Source organism: Amycolatopsis tolypomycina (assembly GCF_900105945.1).
In the GTDB taxonomy this organism is placed as follows: Bacteria; Actinomycetota; Actinomycetes; order Mycobacteriales; family Pseudonocardiaceae; genus Amycolatopsis; species Amycolatopsis tolypomycina.
In genome coordinates, this window is the sequence record NZ_FNSO01000003.1 from 990,226 (window position 1) to 1,005,901 (window position 15,676).

Annotated in this window: 17 protein-coding genes, 3 tRNA genes and 1 pseudogene; 6 read left to right on the plus strand and 15 right to left on the minus strand. The window is 71.4% G+C overall.

The genetic code is table 11. From position 1 onward, the window contains the following. Window positions 1-147: 147 nt before the first annotated feature. From BLW76_RS10370 to BLW76_RS10390, 5 genes are all read left to right on the plus strand, one after another. Window positions 148-402 (plus strand): hypothetical protein, encoded by a 255-nt coding sequence (locus BLW76_RS10370; protein ID WP_003097372.1) that lies wholly within the window; start codon window positions 148-150, stop codon window positions 400-402. Between the two features lie 151 nt (window positions 403-553). Then, window positions 554-1,348, plus strand: a complete 795-nt coding sequence (locus BLW76_RS10375) for an SCO6745 family protein (protein ID WP_091305719.1) — start codon at window positions 554-556, stop codon at window positions 1,346-1,348. 99 nt (window positions 1,349-1,447) lie between these two features. Then, a tRNA-Glu gene (locus tag BLW76_RS10380) sits at window positions 1,448-1,520 on the plus strand. Between the two features lie 22 nt (window positions 1,521-1,542). Next, window positions 1,543-1,616: transfer RNA gene (locus BLW76_RS10385), tRNA-Asp, on the plus strand. A 31-nt stretch (window positions 1,617-1,647) separates the two neighbouring features. Then, window positions 1,648-1,721 (plus strand) — tRNA-Phe (locus tag BLW76_RS10390). A gap of 89 nt (window positions 1,722-1,810) precedes the next feature. Here BLW76_RS10390 and BLW76_RS10395 read toward each other — a convergent pair. From BLW76_RS10395 to BLW76_RS10410, 4 genes are all read right to left on the minus strand, one after another. After that, window positions 1,811-3,163, minus strand: a complete 1,353-nt coding sequence (locus BLW76_RS10395; protein WP_091305720.1) for a tyrosine-type recombinase/integrase — start codon at window positions 3,161-3,163, stop codon at window positions 1,811-1,813. A gap of 14 nt (window positions 3,164-3,177) precedes the next feature. Beyond that, window positions 3,178-3,480 carry an excisionase family DNA-binding protein gene (locus tag BLW76_RS10400; RefSeq protein WP_091305721.1) on the minus strand — a complete coding sequence of 101 codons (303 nt, stop codon included), beginning with the start codon at window positions 3,478-3,480 and terminating at the stop codon, window positions 3,178-3,180. Between the two features lie 393 nt (window positions 3,481-3,873). Further along, window positions 3,874-5,451 (minus strand): hypothetical protein, encoded by a 1,578-nt coding sequence (locus BLW76_RS10405; RefSeq protein WP_091305723.1) that lies wholly within the window; start codon window positions 5,449-5,451, stop codon window positions 3,874-3,876. 39 nt (window positions 5,452-5,490) lie between these two features. Next, window positions 5,491-7,086, minus strand: a complete 1,596-nt coding sequence (locus tag BLW76_RS10410) for a DNA cytosine methyltransferase (protein ID WP_091305724.1) — start codon at window positions 7,084-7,086, stop codon at window positions 5,491-5,493. Between the two features lie 17 nt (window positions 7,087-7,103). On the opposite strand from BLW76_RS10410, the pseudogene BLW76_RS50770 reads away from it, so the two are divergent. Further along, window positions 7,104-7,352 (plus strand): annotated as a pseudogene (locus BLW76_RS50770) (hypothetical protein); the annotation flags it as partial. Here the strand turns inward: BLW76_RS50770 and BLW76_RS10420 are convergent. The 11 genes from BLW76_RS10420 to BLW76_RS48420 form a co-directional block, all read right to left on the minus strand. Next, window positions 7,334-7,699: a hypothetical protein gene (locus BLW76_RS10420; protein WP_091305728.1), complete on the minus strand. Its 366-nt coding sequence runs from the start codon at window positions 7,697-7,699 to the stop codon at window positions 7,334-7,336. The pseudogene BLW76_RS50770 and the gene BLW76_RS10420 overlap by 19 nt on opposite strands. Window positions 7,700-7,780: 81 nt before the next feature. Further along, window positions 7,781-8,563, minus strand: coding sequence for a hypothetical protein (locus BLW76_RS10425; protein ID WP_091305729.1), 783 nt, complete (start codon window positions 8,561-8,563; stop codon window positions 7,781-7,783). After that, window positions 8,563-8,853: a hypothetical protein gene (locus tag BLW76_RS10430; protein ID WP_091305731.1), complete on the minus strand. Its 291-nt coding sequence runs from the start codon at window positions 8,851-8,853 to the stop codon at window positions 8,563-8,565. Before BLW76_RS10430 ends, BLW76_RS10425 begins: the two co-directional genes overlap by 1 nt. Further along, on the minus strand, window positions 8,853-9,386 hold the full coding sequence (locus tag BLW76_RS10435; RefSeq protein WP_091305732.1) for an AAA family ATPase: 534 nt from the start codon (window positions 9,384-9,386) through the stop codon (window positions 8,853-8,855). Before BLW76_RS10435 ends, BLW76_RS10430 begins: the two co-directional genes overlap by 1 nt. Continuing rightward, entirely contained in the window at window positions 9,383-10,144 is a 762-nt protein-coding gene (locus BLW76_RS10440) for a hypothetical protein (RefSeq protein ID WP_091305734.1), read from the minus strand. Before BLW76_RS10440 ends, BLW76_RS10435 begins: the two co-directional genes overlap by 4 nt. Window positions 10,145-10,184: 40 nt before the next feature. After that, on the minus strand, window positions 10,185-11,117 hold the full coding sequence (locus BLW76_RS10445; protein WP_091305736.1) for a bifunctional DNA primase/polymerase: 933 nt from the start codon (window positions 11,115-11,117) through the stop codon (window positions 10,185-10,187). After that, on the minus strand, window positions 11,114-11,413 hold the full coding sequence (locus BLW76_RS10450; protein ID WP_091305737.1) for a hypothetical protein: 300 nt from the start codon (window positions 11,411-11,413) through the stop codon (window positions 11,114-11,116). Before BLW76_RS10450 ends, BLW76_RS10445 begins: the two co-directional genes overlap by 4 nt. A gap of 16 nt (window positions 11,414-11,429) precedes the next feature. Beyond that, window positions 11,430-12,059, minus strand: coding sequence for a hypothetical protein (locus BLW76_RS10455; protein WP_091305739.1), 630 nt, complete (start codon window positions 12,057-12,059; stop codon window positions 11,430-11,432). A 97-nt stretch (window positions 12,060-12,156) separates the two neighbouring features. Then, the gene (locus tag BLW76_RS10460; protein WP_091305740.1) at window positions 12,157-12,531 is read right to left on the minus strand and encodes a hypothetical protein; all 375 of its coding nucleotides are present in this window, start codon (window positions 12,529-12,531) and stop codon (window positions 12,157-12,159) included. A gap of 135 nt (window positions 12,532-12,666) precedes the next feature. Beyond that, window positions 12,667-13,152: a hypothetical protein gene (locus BLW76_RS10465; protein WP_091305742.1), complete on the minus strand. Its 486-nt coding sequence runs from the start codon at window positions 13,150-13,152 to the stop codon at window positions 12,667-12,669. A gap of 242 nt (window positions 13,153-13,394) precedes the next feature. Continuing rightward, window positions 13,395-15,635, minus strand: a complete 2,241-nt coding sequence (locus BLW76_RS48420) for an FtsK/SpoIIIE domain-containing protein (protein WP_091305743.1) — start codon at window positions 15,633-15,635, stop codon at window positions 13,395-13,397. Between the last annotated feature and the right edge of the window lie 41 nt (window positions 15,636-15,676).

Genomic DNA, 15,676 nt, shown 5'->3' on the forward strand with positions numbered 1-15,676 from the left:
TCGTTCGGGGTGAGTTCTTCTTCGGTGTTGCCGATTGCGCTGCGTTGAGCGGAGCGTGGCCTCAGGTTCACTCTCCGGGGGGCTGTGTGTGGTGGCCGGTGCTGGTTAGCCTCGCGGCCAAGTTGTTGTGAGCCGTGTGGAGGGGCTATGAGCGGGTCTGTTGAAGTGCGGCAGTTCCTCCTTCGGTACGAAGGTGCCGATGGGGGGAGCGCTCCGTTTGCGGGGGCGTTGCCGGCGCAGCGAAGTGGTGCCGCGGATGCGCAGCGGGTGTCGGATGATCAGGTTCGGCGGGCTCGGCTGGCGGTGGCGCATGGGGCGCTGGGGGTCGAGGACTGTGTTCAGTTGCTGGAGATGCTGGGGCTGAACCTGGATGAGGACGGGCAGGCGCCCGTTCAGCGTTGAACGGGTGGGTCCGGCGTGGGTGCGCCGGACCCGTCCGGTGATATTTCCGCAGGTTATGCCTCTTTTCGGGAAGTAATTGGCGGGTCTCCGCCTGCTGTTTGACGCAGGTTTAGTAACACTGTTACGGTTGTCGTGTCGAAAGGGGGCCGGCATGACGACGATCGAGGGTGCGGCGGGTCTGGCGAGCCGGATCAGGCCGGTGGTGCAGGTGCTGGGCGGGAAGTTCATGACGTCGCCGGAGCTGGCCGCCGTCGAGGCGGAGGTCGGGTTGCCGCCGCGTTCGCTGTACGTGCGGGGACGGTCGGCCGTGCTCGGGGACGTCCCGCCGAAGGTGGCCGCGGAGCTGTTCGGCATCTTCCCGCACTGGCTGTTCGACTTCGTCCTGCCGCCGGCGACGGCCGCTCTCGACGCGTCCGCCGCCGTCCGCGCCTACGCGGAGTCATCGGCTCGGTGGTCGCGTGTCAGCCTTTCGGCCGTACCGGAGCCCGGCCGCTTGGCCGAGCTGCTGTTCCACGTCGTGGACGCCGCCGACGCGAGCGGGCTGGCGCTGTTCGCGGGATGGAAGAACGCCGCGCGTCCCGAGGGGGACGTCGAGCGCCTCGGCTTCGCGCTGATGGTCTTCCGCGAGCTGCGCGGCGGCCTTCACTTCGCGGCCCTGCGGGCGCTGGGGCTGTCGGTGCCGGAGGCGGTGATCGCGGACCCGGAGGGCGGCCGCGCGCGCCTGCTGCGCACGGCGTGGCCCGAGGACGCGGCCGACGAGCTGGTGGCGGCGGCGGCGCGCAAACCGGACCTGCGCGAACGGTGGCAGCGCGCCGAAGCGCTCACCGACGACCGCATCGGCGAACTGCTGGCTTCGGCTCTGACGGAGGCGGAGCGAGCCGAGCTTGATCGCCGGCTGGCGGAACTGGCGACGTTTGCGCAGGTCCCAGCCTTGCCGACGGCTTAAGTCACCCCCTGTGCAAACGGGTGGCGGCGTGCCCTATGCTTGTAATCGCTCCCAGGGGAACCTGAGAGCGCGGTCGGTCGGTCACCCGAAACCGGCCGGGCTCCCATCGTTCAGCGGCCTAGGACTCCGCCCTTTCAAGGCGGCAACGCGGGTTCGAATCCCGTTGGGAGTACGCAGTACTGTAGTAGATGCAAGGCCCTGTGGCGCAGTTGGTTAGCGCGTCGCCCTGTCACGGCGAAGGTCGCGGGTTCGAGTCCCGTCAGGGTCGCAAGATCGTTCGGCTCCTTGCCGGCGTTCCCGGCCAGGTAGCTCAGTTGGTACGAGCGTCCGCCTGAAAAGCGGAAGGTCGCCGGTTCGACCCCGGCCCTGGCCACACTATCTACCTGCGAAGACAGGCCCCCAACCTATCGGGTTGGGGGCCTGTCTCGTATCCAGGGTCTCAACAAAGGGTCTCAACGGGTCTCAGGCGCCGTCCTTCCAGAAGTACGTGTTGATCTGGCCTGCCACCTCCTCCCGGATACCGTCGGTCACATGTTGGTACCGCCGTCGCATCGCCTCGGTCGACCAGCCCATGAGCTTCATCACCACTCGGGGGTCCACTCCGAGCAGCAGCAGGACCGTGGCGGCGGTGTGTCGGGCGTCGTGAAGGCGGGCCTCCCGGACGCCGGCCTCCGCCAGCAGCTCGCGCCAGGTCTCGTAGTCGGCGCGCGGGTCGATCGGCCGGCCGTTCTCCTGCGTGAAGATCCAGCCACCCTCTTCCCAGAGGTCCGCAGCCCGGTCTCGTTCGCGTGCCTGGCGCTGCTCGTGCCGCATCAGTAGCTCGAAGATCTGGTCAGGCAGCGGCCACGTGCGGCGCCCGGCCCGTGACTTGACGTCCACCTCGACCAGGCCGCCGCCGTGGCGTTGCGGGCACTTGCGTGCGTGCTCGACACAGGTCGGCGGGCAAGGCGGCGGACACGGGCGCGTGTGCCGCTTGCACGGCTGCTTACACGGCGCCGTCTTGTGGTAGGCCGCGCCGCACTCATGCGGGTCATCGCAGCCGTGCAGCCACTTCTGCCGCTGCAGAGCCTTGCGGATGCGCAGCGTTCGGCGCTCCCGGTTGAGTGCTGGCCACTTGAAGCCCAGCGTCTCGCCCTGGCGGACCCCCAGGGCGAGGGCGATCACGAACCGCACGCCGTTGCGGCGCTTGAGCGCGGCCTCGATGATCGCCTGCGCGTCTTCGGGCTCGAAAGGCTCTACCTCCTCTTCCTCGACCTTCGGGGCCCTGGCAATCGCCACCACATTGCGGAAGATCTTCTTGCGGTCGAAGGCGACCTGGAAGGCGGTGCGGGCCGTGCGGTGAACCTGGTGCACGGTGGCCGGCTTGAGCCCGGCCGCCAGCATCTTGCGGTATAGCTGCTCGAAGTGCTCCGGCTCGATGGGCTTTCCCCTGCGCTTGCCCAGGCCTGGGGTCAGCTTGTACCGGCCCACGCCCGGGATCAGGTGACGGTAGACGGCCGTCTTGTAGCCGACGACTGTCTTGTACCGGGCGGTCATCGGGGCGATGTTCTCGACCCAGTGGATCAGCCACGCCTCGACTGTCCAAGACTCGCCAGGCTTGAGCACTTCTCCCTTCTCGACCTGATTCAGCAGTTCTCGGTAGGCGTCGCGCGCCTCGTCCTCGTCACGCCGTTTGATGTGCCGTCGGTCGGGATCGCCGTTGTCCTTGACGCCCACGGTCACCCGGGCGTGCCAGTAGCCGTCGTATTCGCTGTAGTAGAAACTTCCTTGCCCATCGGGGTTTTTGGTGCCCTTGGGACGTTGGCTGCGTGCCACAGGTGGGCCCTTTCTCAGGCGGCGTCAGGTTTCTTGGCGTTGGCGACCAGCCGGGCGGCGTAGTCGCGGATGGCATCGATGTGCACCCTTCGAAGCCGTCCGATTTGGACAGATTCGAGTTCGCCGGATGCGACTAGCGCGAAAGCGGTGGTGCGGCCCACACCCAGCTGTGCACCGGCTTCCGCCACGGTGAACAGGACGCGAGGGGGCATCGGTCGCGAGTGCAGTTGCGCGTCTGCCTCCTTGGCTGCCGCAAGTCGTTCGGCGAGTTGGGCGAGGGTGGTCACGAGTGCGGCGATGTCGTTGGCGGGAGCCATGGCGTGATGACCTCCAAACGCCCGCGGTCGGGCCTGGTGAAGCGCCGCCGGACACGGGTCGGGCGGCGTGATTCGGTTACGGTGGGTGCTTGCCGGGCTGGGCAGGCTGGCAGAGAGGTAGGGGCGGGTAGCAGCGCTGGGGCGGCGGGGGCTGGAAGAAACCCGCAAAACCCGCAAACCCGCAAAGTGGCCTCTGACCAGCGGGTTTGCTGGCGGGTTTTGGTGCGGGTTTCTCCCGGCAACCCGAGAAACCCGCGGGTTTTGCGGGTTTCTCCACCGACCCCGGACGAAAAACCCGCCTCCCTCTGCCAGCCTCTTTTCCCTGGTCACAGCCCTACGGAGTGATCGTTTGCGGGTTTGCGGGTTTTGCGGGTTTTTTCGCCGCCTGTGCTCCTAGGACGCTTGCCGCTCGACCCACCACAGCTTGCTGTTGAGGTGCTTGTCGGTTGCGCTGCGTAGCACGACGTCGCCGTGCCAGCGGTCGATCTGGCCACGCAGCCGCCACCCCAGGCTCTTCACCGACAGCGGCTTTCCGGCCCGGTCGGTCGGGAACGTCCCGGCCCACGGGTCGGTCCCGGTGGTCGGCTCGCCGGACTGGCGCAGCTGCTGGGAGGTCAGCCGGACGTCGCCGTGGATGTCGTCCCAGGCCATCAGGAACGCCCGCCACTCCCCGTCTTCCTCATCCAGCTCGCGGACGGAGTCGGCGTTGGCGAGGAACCCGCCGACCTGGTGGTGTTCCAGGAAGCCCCCGAGGTGGCGGGCCCACGGGGTGAACTGCCGCATCTGCGGTACCGCGCTGGCGGTCGGTGCGCCGTTGTTCGTCCAATCCAGAATGAGGATCAGCACGTGCCGCAGCACGGTGGCCCGGTTGCCCGGGTCGAGGATCCACGAGTCGAGGTTCGGGATCGTGAACCCCGTGCGGGCCTCCGGGCGCGGGCAGTTCGGGTCGAGGCGCACCCACACCGAGCGGGAGGCCATGTCCCCGCCGGTGCGCAGGTTGTTGCCGGTGGCCAGCCACAACCGGTCATTGATGAAGTTCGCCGCGGAGTTCGTGCCCAGCCGCCGATCCGACCAGTTCCGTTCGGTGACCAGCCGGGCCAGCACGGCGGAGTTCACCATGGCGCCCTCGGCCAGGTTGTCGAACACGATCACCCCCACGCTGTCGGCCAGCACCGTGGTGATGGCCTTGCGCAGCTCTTCCTCCGAGTCGGTCCAGGTCAGCACCCGCTGCCCGACCAGCAGCCCGACGCAGCCGGCCAGGATCGTCTTGCCCGAGCCGGGCATGGACGCCTCGATCATCCCGAACGGCGACAACGCGCGGGTGTAGGGGCGGATCAGCGGGGTGACCAGCAGCGCCAGGTAGTTGGCGCGGTCGGCGTCGCTGCGCCACGGGAAGTCCCGCAGGAACCGGTCGAGCAGGAACTCCCGCGACTCGGCCACCTCGCCCGGCGTGGGCTGTTCCGGGATCCGGCCGAGGTGCTGGTTGCCGGCCAGGTAGAACCCGGTCGCCGGGTCGTAGCCGGGGTCCTGCAACAGGGTTCCGTCCCGGCGCAGCACCGGGGTGGAGATGATCCGGTGCAGCACCGGCAGTTTCGGCCATGACCGCCGGGCCAACACAGCGTTGAGCACGGTGGCGTTCGGGGTGGTTTCCACTTCTTTCCCTTCGCGTTTGACGTCGATCACCTCGGCGTGCTCGGCCAGCAGCGAGGCGAGCAGCGGCGGCTTGAGGACCGAGGCGGTGATGGGCAACGCCACGTCGGCATCCCCGGCCTCGGTGTCCTCGGTGGCGCCGGAGATCTCCTCCACCACCACCGGGGCGCCCTCGGACACGTAGGTGTCCGGGATGATCCGGTCGTCCAGCGCGCCGGTGAGGATGCGGATGGCGTCCGGGTCCTCACCGATGCGCAGCCGCGGGCGACCCGTGTTGCCCAGCGGCCACAGCGACCGGGCTTGTGCGGGTGTGCTGGCCATGGCGTTCCCTCTCCGTCGTGCGGGTGATGCATGCCGCGCTTACGCGGCGGGTTCCAGCGGTTCGCCGGTGATGGCCTCGATCACGGCCGAGCCGAGGACTTCGGCCATGCCGGGCGGGACGGCGTTGCCCCAGCCGCGGACGCACTTGCGCTTGGACTTCGCGACCTTCGGCGGCACCTTGTAGCCGGCAGGGAAACCCATTCCGGCGGCGATCTCGTGCGGTTCGAGCATCCGGAACGTGCACGCCTCGACCGGCGCGGTGCCGCCCACCAGGGCGTAGCGGTCGCGGGTGGTCAGCGTGCCGATCGGGTCGTCCGTGAGCTGGGTGCCGCCGTTGCCGTAGTAGGCCATCAGCAACGCCTGCCCCGCCTCGCCGGTCGGCGGGCCCACGAGGCCGTGGTGGTTGCCCCCGGCCGAGACGGTCGGGATCGGCCCGTCCAGCGGGTAGGCGGCGTTGAACGAGCCGCCGTTGCGCTGGATCGAGATGAACGGCGGCACCACCACCGCGGTCTCCCGGCGGCAGGTCTGCGTCCGCATCGGTTCGAGGATCGTGCTGGCGGTGTCGACCCCGGCCCGCGCGGCGCACGACACGAGCAGAGGCGGGCACACCAGCCCGTCGGTCTCCCGGGTGGTGCGCGTCGGCAGGGGCTCGCCGACGCTGGTGGCGTGCTGGCGCCACGTCCCGCCGGCCGGGGTGAGCAGCGCCCCGATGTGGCGGGCCAGCCCGGCCTTGATCCGGTTCATGGTGTTCTCGGTGAGCGGGTCCGGTCGGCCGTGGTCGTCGACCCGTTCCCCGATGCGCTGCCCGGGGTCGAGCGACCAGTCGATGATCGTGCTGGCCGGGAGCACGGCGGGTTCGACGATCTGGTGTCGGCAGGTGCGGTGCGGGCAGCGGTAGACGTACTGGCCGTGGCGGATGCCGTAGATCCCCATGGTGTTGCGGGGGTTCTTGAACACCTGCACCGCACTGACGACCTGGTCGCAGACCGGGCAGTACGCCTTGGGGCGCAGCCACTTGTCCCAGTCCGGGTCCCGGCCGAGGCTCACGTGCCAGTAGGCCAGGAAGAACCGGTTGCGGGACTGCGCGATCTTCCCGAGGGTGGGGCCGGTGACGTGCATGGCGTTGAGCGCGATCACCTTGGTGCGGTAGCCGTAGAAGGCGATCTCGCGCCGCCACCGGGCGAACTGGTCCCACTTCACGACCTGGACCACGTTCTCCACCACGCCCCCGAGCACCGGCGCACGCCGGATGGCCATGGCTTTGAGGTAGCGCGGGATCTCCTCCATCAGCGCCCGCGCCCGCGCGGTCTCCGGGTTGAGCGCCCGCGGCCCGGTCACCGGATCGAACAGCACCCCTTGCGTGCTCTGGTCGAAGTCGCGTTTCTCGCCGCGGGCGTCCGTCCACGGCGGACACGACGGCGAGGCCCAGAAGAAGTCCACCCGCGGGAACTTGCCGATGTCGGCCTTGGCGATGTCGCCCTCGTAGTGATCCATGCCGGGGTGGTTGTAGGCGTGGGTGGCGATGGCGTCGGGGTTGTGGTTGGCGGCCAGGACGCCCTCGGTGCCGGGCACGGCCAGGACGCCGGTGGTGTCGCCGCCGAACCCGGCGAACTCGTGGTAGGTGGTGACGGTCATCAGCGGATCTCCTTCCGGTGCCGGGTCGGGACGCGGCTGTTGCTCTGGGGTCGGTCGGCGCGTTCGGCGGTGGCCTGCACCGGCCCGGCAGGCGAGGCCGGTGCCACGACGGTCAGGTAAACGCGGCCGAGCTTCGACGCGCCTCGGTTGCGGTAGAAGCCGCTGGCTTCCTGGACGTCGAGCACGGTGGTGATGACCGCGACTGCTGCGGCGATCTCGGCCTCGGTGCCCTCGACACGGATGCGCATCAGGCGGTCACCTTTCCGGCGCGGCGGTCGATGGCCTCGATCCAGCAGACCGCGGTGGCGGCGATCTGCACCAGCTCGGCCCGCAGCGCGGCGGGGTCGTCATCGGCCAGCCCCTCGTAGACCTCCTCGCGCAGGATGTGCAGCCAGGTGAGGCGCCCTTCGGCGCGAGCCAGCTCGGTGGCGAACCGGGCGGTGTGGGCGGCGTCGGCGGCGCGGCGCGACAGGCCGGTCAGCGCGACGTCGGGGCCGGTGCCGTCGGGGTGGTTCTGCTCGCCCCACTGGGTGTCCTGCCGGGTGCGTTCGGCGGCGACCTCGGCCAGCACGGTGAACGTGGGGTGCGCGGCGACGGGGTGGGTGGTAGTCATGGCGCGGGCTCGCTTTCGGGAGGCGGGCACGGGAAGGGCCGGGCACGCGCGGTGCCCGGCCCTCTCTGGTGTCCTTAGTGGTCAGTGGTGCTGGTCGGTGCAGGTGGAGCAGACCCAGTGCTGGGGGTCGTGTTCGCGCCAGCCGACGGCGCGGGCGTCGCGCTCGATCGCGTTCCGCCCGGCGACGTGCGGCGTGGTGTAGGCGTCCCAGCCGTCGAAGAACCAGGCGTGCCTGTCGCGGCACGACGGGGCCGCGCACCGCAGGGCCCAGCCCGGCGAGGTGGTGTCCCGGCGGATCTGCGCGTCCCCGTCGCCGGGCCCGGCGCACTCGGCCATGGCGGCGGCATCGGCGTAGGTGTCGAACCCGCCGGGGTCGGGCTTGCCGTCCTGCCAGATTCGCCACTGGGGTGGCCAGGGCACCCACGAGGTGCGGGCGTACACCAGCGGCCGGTGTTCGTGGCGCGCGTCCTGCAGGTCGGTGATCAGCGCGAGGTACGTCCGCTGCGTGGCCGGGTCGTCGGCGATGACCGCGCCGGGGCGGTCCCAGTCGATCCCGGCCTGCTCGTACCACTGCGCCACCTCGCGGGCGTAGGCGATCGGCGCGGCCGGGCAGACGCACAGCCCGGACGCGGCGTGCACGAGACGCCAGTTCCCGGTGTAGCGCAACGGCTCGCCGGTCACGTGCGGAACCAGCAGCACCCCGGGGATCGCGGTGGTTTCCCCGGCGACCGGCTGCGTGCCCACGGTCATGGCGAGGCTCACGGTGGTGAGGGTGGTCTGCTCGGGCGGGACCGGGGTGCGCGGGTACCTGCGCCACCGCTCGGGGATCTGCTGGTCCTCGGGCGGGGTGAGGGTGCGGGTCATCACGCGGCCTCGCTTCCGGCTTCGTAGAGGTTCCAGCAGTCCGCGCAGTCGCACAGCCGTCCCAGCCCGGGGCCGTCGACGGTGCCGGGCTCGATCACGACCGGGTCGGGCTCGGCCTGCGCGGTCGGGCTGGCGGCGTGCCAGGTCGGGATGACCTCCGGTGCCTGCAGGTCTGCGTCCGCGCAGTCGCAGCCGGAGGCGAGGCAGGGGCGGGTGTCGTCGGTGAGCGGGTGTTCGCGGTGGTGGCTGTCGAGGTGGGTGCAGGCGCAGCGGTGGACGATGGCGGCCATCAGGGTGTCCTTCCGTGGTGTCGACGGTGCAGGTACGGCGGCAGGGACAGGAAGTGCAGGGTGTGCCAGCCCTCGCGGTGCAAGCCCGGCAGCGCGTCGGTGATCGCGGCGTGCATGGCCCACACGACCGGGTCCGGGACCCGCCGGGCCATGCCGCACACGGCGCAGATCCGGCCGTCGCGGCCGCCGTTGCGGGCCAGCACGGTCAGCAGCGGCGGCAGCACCACCAGCCCGACCGTGGCCGCGTCGAACTCGGCCGCGAGGTCGAGCAGGTGCGCACGGAACCGGGGCAGGTAGTTGGTGACGTCCCACACGACCGTCCCGCCCGCGGCGAGCACCGCCCGGGTGTCGGCGGTGCCGTCGGCGACGGCGGCGGCGTTCACCGACGGGTCGGCCGAGCACCCGCACGGCGAAAGCGCGGAGCGGCGTTCGTCGAGGGAGATCACCGTGGCTCCGGGCGGGGCGTGCTGGTGGCGCCAGGTGGTTTTCCCGGCGCCGGCCGGGCCGATGGTGGCGTACAGGGTGGGCCTCACGCGGCCTGCCTGCGCGGCAGGGCGATCACGGCCGCGGTCGCGTTATCCGAGGCCGGGTTGTGCTTGCCGGCCTCGTACAACACGGCGACCTCCACCAGGACGTCGGCGAGTCTCTGCGGGTCGTCGTGGAACACCCGCACCAGCTCCTCGATCTGTCCGGTCGCGAGTGGCTTGTGGACGCCGTCGCTGGTCACGATGATCAGCTCGACGTCCGCGTCCTCGCCGCGCAGCGGGGTCCACGACATCGTCGACACGGTCGCGAACTTCAGCCCGTTGAGCACGTAGTCGGCCAGGACTTCCGTTGCAGCCCCGACCCGTTCCAGCGCCTCGCGGTCGGCGTCGGTGAGGCCGGGGTTGTCGAGCATGTGCCGGATGTGCTCCCCGGCGGTCTGGTCGACCGTCCAGCGGCGCAGCCCGGCGGTGGCCGAGTAGGTCCAGACCGCGGCGTCGCCGACGTGGGCGATCTCGATCTGCCCGTTCACGACCGAGGCGACCGCGGCGACCGCGTTGGGGCCGCCGGGGTAGTCGGGCATCGTGTCCGCGGCCGCCATCAGCCCGGCCTGTGCTCCACGGTGGGCCGCCACGGTCGCGGCTGTTCCGGCGGCCAGCTGCGCCGCGGCGCACGTGCGCAGTTCGGACCCGATGCCGTCGACGACCGCGGCGGCGGTGCCGAGCGAGGTGGTGACGACGGTTGCGGCGTCGGCGTTGGCGGGGCGGCCACCGACGTGGGTGGCCGTGGCGACGGTGAGCATGGTCATGAGATGGCTCGCTTTCCGTTGGTGTGCAGACGGTTGGTCCTCAGGCGGCGCGGCGGGTGCCCTGCCGCGGGGTGATCCGCCGGGGGTTGCCCTCCCCAGCCGCGAGTGCCGTCTCGATCACCCCGTCGTCCTTGACGGCGGAGTCGGGGGTGTTCCAGGCCGCGACCGCGGCCCGTAGCTCGGCCCGCGCGTAGTCCTTGTCCAGCAGCCGCGCCCCGACCAGCTGACCGAGGGCATAGGCAGCGGTCGAGAGGGCTTTGTTCCGCTGCCCTGACGGGGCCGCCGCGACCCGGTCGCACTCGGCCCGCACCGCTTTCGCTGCGTACGCACTCGGGGCGGCTACGGCCTTCTCGGTTCGCCCCGAGTTGCCCGCAGGCGGGAGTTTGACGCTGGCCTGGATCAGCCACCCCGGCAGCGGCGGGCCGTCGGTGTCGTCGAGCAGCTCGTAGGCCCCGTCCTCGCGGACACTGCCGGGGGCGAGGGCGTAGCCGCCCCAGCCGCGGGTGTCCACATGCCCCGCGATCCACTTGACGGTCGAGCCGAGCCGCACCCCGGGCGGCACCGGGTACCACAGCTGGCGCCCGCCGCTGGGGGTCGAGGTGGTCCACGTGTACGGCAGCGGCCCGCCCCGCACCGCGGCGAGGGCTTGCAGCTCTTCCCAGCCGTCGGGGCCGGCCGGTTCGTCGGGCTTGCGGACGTCGCAGTCGATGACGTGCCAGCCGGACTTGCCCGGGAACACCGCGACGTTGTACGGGGCCGTCGCCCACACCCGCGTGATCGTCTCCGGGTCGGTGGTGGCCAGCGACTCCGGCGTCACGTGCTCCGCCGCGCACGGGCCCCGGCCGGGGCAGGTGTCCTTGCGGTGCCAGGCGGGCGGCCACTTGCGGTTCGGCATGATCGGGAACACCGCCCACCCTCTGCCAGCCATGGCCAGCGCGACCCGTTCCAGTGCGGCGCGTTGGGCATCGCTCATGCGTCGATCTCCTTTCGCCAGTCGGGCCGGGGGTCCCAGGCCGCGACGTCGTGCAGGTGCACCCGAAACGCCCGCGCCAGCGCCTCGGCCAGCCGGTCCACATCGGACGGCGGCTCTTTCGCGGCGCGCAGCAGCCGCACCAGGGCGGGGCAGGTGGCCGAGGCGTAGAACTCGCGGGCGTTCCACGCCCCGGCCACCGTCCGCCCGGCGCGGCGGGCGGTGGTGGTGTCGGCGCCGGTGTGCTCGGTCAGCCACGCGGCGACCTCGGCCGCGCTGTACTTCTCCTTGCCCGCCACCGCCGATCACCCCGGCCTACGTGCCGTGCGGACCGGCGGGGCGGCGAAAGGCGGTGGTCCAGCCGGTGAGCCAGTTGTGGATGACGAACCGGTCCTGGCGCAGGTCGTGGGCGATCGCGGCGAGGGTGGGCATCTGGTCGAAGTCGGTGAAGGCCAGCACGCCCGGTTCGTGGTAGACCTGCGCGGGGCCGTCGGGCTGCGGCCGGGCGGAGATCAGCTCGGCCGGCCAGCCGCACCACACCTGACCCTTGCTCAGCACCCGGTTGATGACCTCATCCGGCGAGTGCACCCGGGCGGCAGGGTCGTAGCCCTCGCGCAGCCCGAGCGCCAGCAGCATGCACGAGCGGGCGTCCTGGCCCCGGCTGAGCCAGGTGCCGCGGGCGGCGAGTGCGGCGGCGGCGCGTTCGCAGTCGGCGATGCCCGGGGTGCCGTGGGTGCGGCTGGGGTCGCGCACCAGCAGCAGCGACGAGGTGATCCCGTTGGTGCTGCGGGCGTAGGCGGTCAGCGGGACGCCGGTGTCCTGCGACACCGCCGCGATCTCCTCGACCACGTCGGCGATCGGGAAGAACGGCTCTGCGCTGAGCAGCTCGTGCACCCACACCCCGGGTGCGTTGACGGCTACGACGTAGGGGCTGGCGAACGTCACTTGTTCTCCCCTTTCTGCGCGGCTTCCCGCTGCTGGCGTTCGATCTCTTCCTGCTGACGCTGCAGCTCGCGGTGCCAGGCACCCGAGTCGTTGGTGGTCATGCCGCCACCGCCAGCACAGGCAGCAGCGCGGCGTGGGTGCCGGCCGCGGATCGCGCGGCGGCCTGGTCGACGGCGCGCCAGATGACAACCGGGAACGCGCCGTCCTCGCCGGGGGCGGCCAGGCGCGTGGGTGCGCCGTCGCGGCCGGGGTGGGTGTAGGCGAACCAGCGCAGCCGGAACACCGCCGCGTCGGCCCGGTCCGGGACCAGCCCGCCGGGCGCGGCGGCGCGGATCAGGCCGAGCGCGGCCGCGGGGCGGGTGACCCCGACGGCGAGCACGGCACCGTCCGGCGCGGTGAGCACGGCCGGGGCGCGCACCCCGAGGCAGGCGTAGGCGTCGGTGCCCGACAGGTCGGGCGGAGGCAGGAACATGGCGAAGCTCCTTTGCAGTCAACGAAGTGGGGCCGCCGGGCCGCGCGGGGCAATCAGGTGGCCGGCCGCGCAGCCCGGCGAAGACAGCGGCAGCGCCGGGCCCTGCCGGGCCGACACCCCGGCAGGGCCCGGCGGCTAGTTGAAGTGGCTGCCCGGGAGACGGCCGGTGCGCACCAGCTCGCGGGTGTAGCGCTGGATCCGGGACCAGTTGGCGCGCATCAGCTTCTGCGCTTCCCGCTCGTACCAGCCATCGGAGTGGGAGCCGTAGCGCTTCATCCGGCGGAACTCGGCCCAGTCCGCGCGGGATCCGTCCTTGGCCCAGGAGAGCGCGGTGGAGCGGGGCATGCCGTGGTGGCGGCGCACCCATTCCGCGGCCGCCGCCCAGCCGGCCAGCGTCATCACCAGGGCGCCGTCGACCTTGTGCAGGTCGGCGAGGTCGATGTCGGCGTGGGAGCACTCCCCGCGGCCGCCGGCCAGCCGCACGTGCTGGACCTCGATTCCGGCGGCGGCGCAGCCGATCGCGTGACCGACCTCGTGCGCGGCGAGGGTGAGCGTGGCTTCCTGCTCGCGCTGCTGGCGTTCGGCCCGCTGTTCGCGGGTGGCCGAGCTGAACAAGCCCATGACAACCTCCAAAATATGACTCACAGTGACGATCGGTGGGTGCGGCGGACCGCGGGATCGGAAGGGAACGGGCGAGGGAATCCGAGGTTGGGAAGGGAAAATTCCCTGTCCGGCACCCGCTGGGCGTTCCCTATGGCTGATCAGCGCGGATGCGCTCGAAGGGAACGAGGGAAGCGAGGGAATTCGCCCGCCCGGCACCCCCGCTGGGAGCGGGGTGCCGGGAGTGCGGGGCGATTCCCTCCCTAGGCGTCGGCGGCCCGGTCAGCGAGCGCCTTTCGGACACGCTCCGTGAACACGGTGAGGACGCCGACCTTGGTGACCTTGACCCCCAGCTCACCGAGCTGGGAGGCCAGCTTGTCCGCGTTCAGGCCCTGGTAGGGCCGGTGGTTCGGGGCGAGCTGGCGCAGCCGGGCCACGACGTCGGTGGCCTTGGCCTTCTCGTCGTCACCGAGGGCTTCGGCGACGTCTTCGAGCAGGTCACGGGCGGTTTCCAGGGCCGGGGCGGGGCGGGCGCCGGCCACCGGGGTGCCCGGCTTGAGCTGGGCCATGGCGCGGGCGATGACGTCGGCGGCGGCGTCCCAGCCGCGGTCGTCGTCGACCTCGACGAAGAACGTCCGCACGATCTCGAACAGCTCGTCGGTCATGCCGGTGGCGACCATGGTTCCGCGGTCGACGTTGAACCGCAGCTCCGTGGCCCGGATCCCGGCCGCGAACGACCCGTCCCCGAGGAACCCGTCGTTCGAGCGCCACGTCTTGACCGCGAAGCAGCCGTTGGCGCCGACGTTCTCCACCAGCTGCGACGGGATCGCGTCCGCCCGCGAGGACTGGGTGTCGTACACGGTCGAGACGCCGGTCTTGCGGCCGCGCTTGACGATGTTGACCGCCAGGTCCGCGGCCTGCTTGCCGTAGTCGGCGTGGCCGAACAGCTCGTGGCACTCGGAGAAGGCGACCAGCAGCGGACGCATGTCCTCGTGCTGCTGCGAGATCGCCCGGGTCAGTTTCTTGGCCCCGAGTTCAGCCAGCCGCCCCTCCCGGCGTCCGACTTCGGCGTAGAGGGCTTCGAGGTGGGCCAGCGCGGACTCGACGTGCTCGGTGGTCGCCCCCTTCTCGTACTGCGACAGGCGGGGTTCGTAGGCGTCGAAGTCGCCGTTCATGGCGAACACGTGGACCCGGATTTCGGCCAGCGGGTCCAGCGCCACCCCGAGGACCATGACCCGGACCGCGTTGGACTTTCCCTGGCCAGGCTGCCCGCCGAACACCGCGTTGGATCCGGCGATGGGGATGGACACGACGTCCCCGCGCTGGGTGATCCCGATCGGGACTCCGGCGAAGACGTCCGTGGACCCTTCGTGCAGCAGCGGGTAGGGCGGGGTCGGCTTGTCCATCACCCCGGAGTCCGCGACGTAGAGGTTCAGGTACCCGGCCTTGCCGCCCTTCTCGCGTCCATAGTCCGAGGCCCACACCTCCACCGCGTTGCGGTTGAGGTTCTTCGCCAGCACCTCCCGGCGGTCGGCGACCATCGTGGGCGCGACGCCCATCGGCAGGTCCACGATCGCCCGGTACCCCTTGAACGGCGCCGTGCCCTCGCGGGTCGGGTTCAGCTCGAACCGCGGAGTCCACCCCTCCTTGATCGCCTTGTTCATCGCGGGGATGCCGAGGTGGCGCAGCGCGGCGATGATCCCGTCCGCGGTGAGCAGCGTGGACGCGTCCATCCCGCCGCCGTCGGCGCGCGCCAGCCAGCCCGGGGTGGCCTCGGCGCGGCGGCCGATGTGGTGCAAGGCGGCGAGCCCGATCCACGGGGCGGCGAGCAGCAGCGGGCCCCACGCCACCGAGATCGCGATCGTGATCCAGCGGACCACGTCCACCACGGCACCGAACGGGGCACCGATCATCGAGACGTCCTTGAACGACAGGGCCAGCAGGCAGCCGATGCCGAACAGCACCACGATCGCCACCAGCGCGCTCAGCAGCAGCGTCTTCGCGATCTGGGCCGGGGCGTCCAGCCAGTCCATCGCGCGGCGGTGCCGCTTCTCCTTGGCCAGCTCGGCCCGCTCCTCCCAGTGCTTGAGCTCCTCGGCATCGCCGCGGGCCTCGGCCGCGCGGATCAGCCGCTCGTAGCGGGAGTTCGTCTTGGCCTCCCACACCCGCTTGGCCACGATCCCGGCCCCGCCGAAGACGTAGGCGGTGTGGCGGCCGGCGAACTTCGCCGCCGCGACCGTGCGGTCGTGGGTGACCGCGGTGCGGGTGTAGCGGGCGACCGCGGCGCCCTGGCGGCGGTACTCGGCATACCGCCACGCCCGCTGGGCCTGCTGGTCGGTGTAGAGCGCCCACTCCTCCTCGGAGACGATCTCGCCCTCGATCGCCGGGCCGCCGTCCTCGCGGGCGGGCAGGTGGTGGACGGTGGCCAGCTCCCCGGCCGGCCCCACGGCGGGCGTGGTGCCGGTGGTGGTGTTCTCGTCGTCGTGGTGGTCGGTCGGGTTCATCGCGGGAGCCTTCCTGCCGTGGGTGGTGCGCACCCCGCCGG

What these genes read in the sequence shown, in the direction of transcription:
- BLW76_RS10370 (WP_003097372.1), top strand. Translation starts at nt 148, where the DNA reads ATGAGCGGGTCTGTTGAAGTGCGGCAGTTCCTCCTTCGGTACGAAGGT.
- BLW76_RS10375 (WP_091305719.1), top strand. Translation starts at nt 554, where the DNA reads ATGACGACGATCGAGGGTGCGGCGGGTCTGGCGAGCCGGATCAGGCCG.
- BLW76_RS10400 (WP_091305721.1), bottom strand. Translation starts at nt 3,480, where the DNA reads ATGGCTCCCGCCAACGACATCGCCGCACTCGTGACCACCCTCGCCCAA.
- BLW76_RS10405 (WP_091305723.1), bottom strand. Translation starts at nt 5,451, where the DNA reads ATGGCCAGCACACCCGCACAAGCCCGGTCGCTGTGGCCGCTGGGCAAC.
- BLW76_RS10410 (WP_091305724.1), bottom strand. Translation starts at nt 7,086, where the DNA reads ATGACCGTCACCACCTACCACGAGTTCGCCGGGTTCGGCGGCGACACC.
- BLW76_RS10420 (WP_091305728.1), bottom strand. Translation starts at nt 7,699, where the DNA reads ATGACTACCACCCACCCCGTCGCCGCGCACCCCACGTTCACCGTGCTG.
- BLW76_RS10425 (WP_091305729.1), bottom strand. Translation starts at nt 8,563, where the DNA reads ATGACCCGCACCCTCACCCCGCCCGAGGACCAGCAGATCCCCGAGCGG.
- BLW76_RS10430 (WP_091305731.1), bottom strand. Translation starts at nt 8,853, where the DNA reads ATGGCCGCCATCGTCCACCGCTGCGCCTGCACCCACCTCGACAGCCAC.
- BLW76_RS10440 (WP_091305734.1), bottom strand. Translation starts at nt 10,144, where the DNA reads ATGACCATGCTCACCGTCGCCACGGCCACCCACGTCGGTGGCCGCCCC.
- BLW76_RS10445 (WP_091305736.1), bottom strand. Translation starts at nt 11,117, where the DNA reads ATGAGCGATGCCCAACGCGCCGCACTGGAACGGGTCGCGCTGGCCATG.
- BLW76_RS10460 (WP_091305740.1), bottom strand. Translation starts at nt 12,531, where the DNA reads ATGTTCCTGCCTCCGCCCGACCTGTCGGGCACCGACGCCTACGCCTGC.
- BLW76_RS10465 (WP_091305742.1), bottom strand. Translation starts at nt 13,152, where the DNA reads ATGGGCTTGTTCAGCTCGGCCACCCGCGAACAGCGGGCCGAACGCCAG.
- BLW76_RS48420 (WP_091305743.1), bottom strand. Translation starts at nt 15,635, where the DNA reads ATGAACCCGACCGACCACCACGACGACGAGAACACCACCACCGGCACC.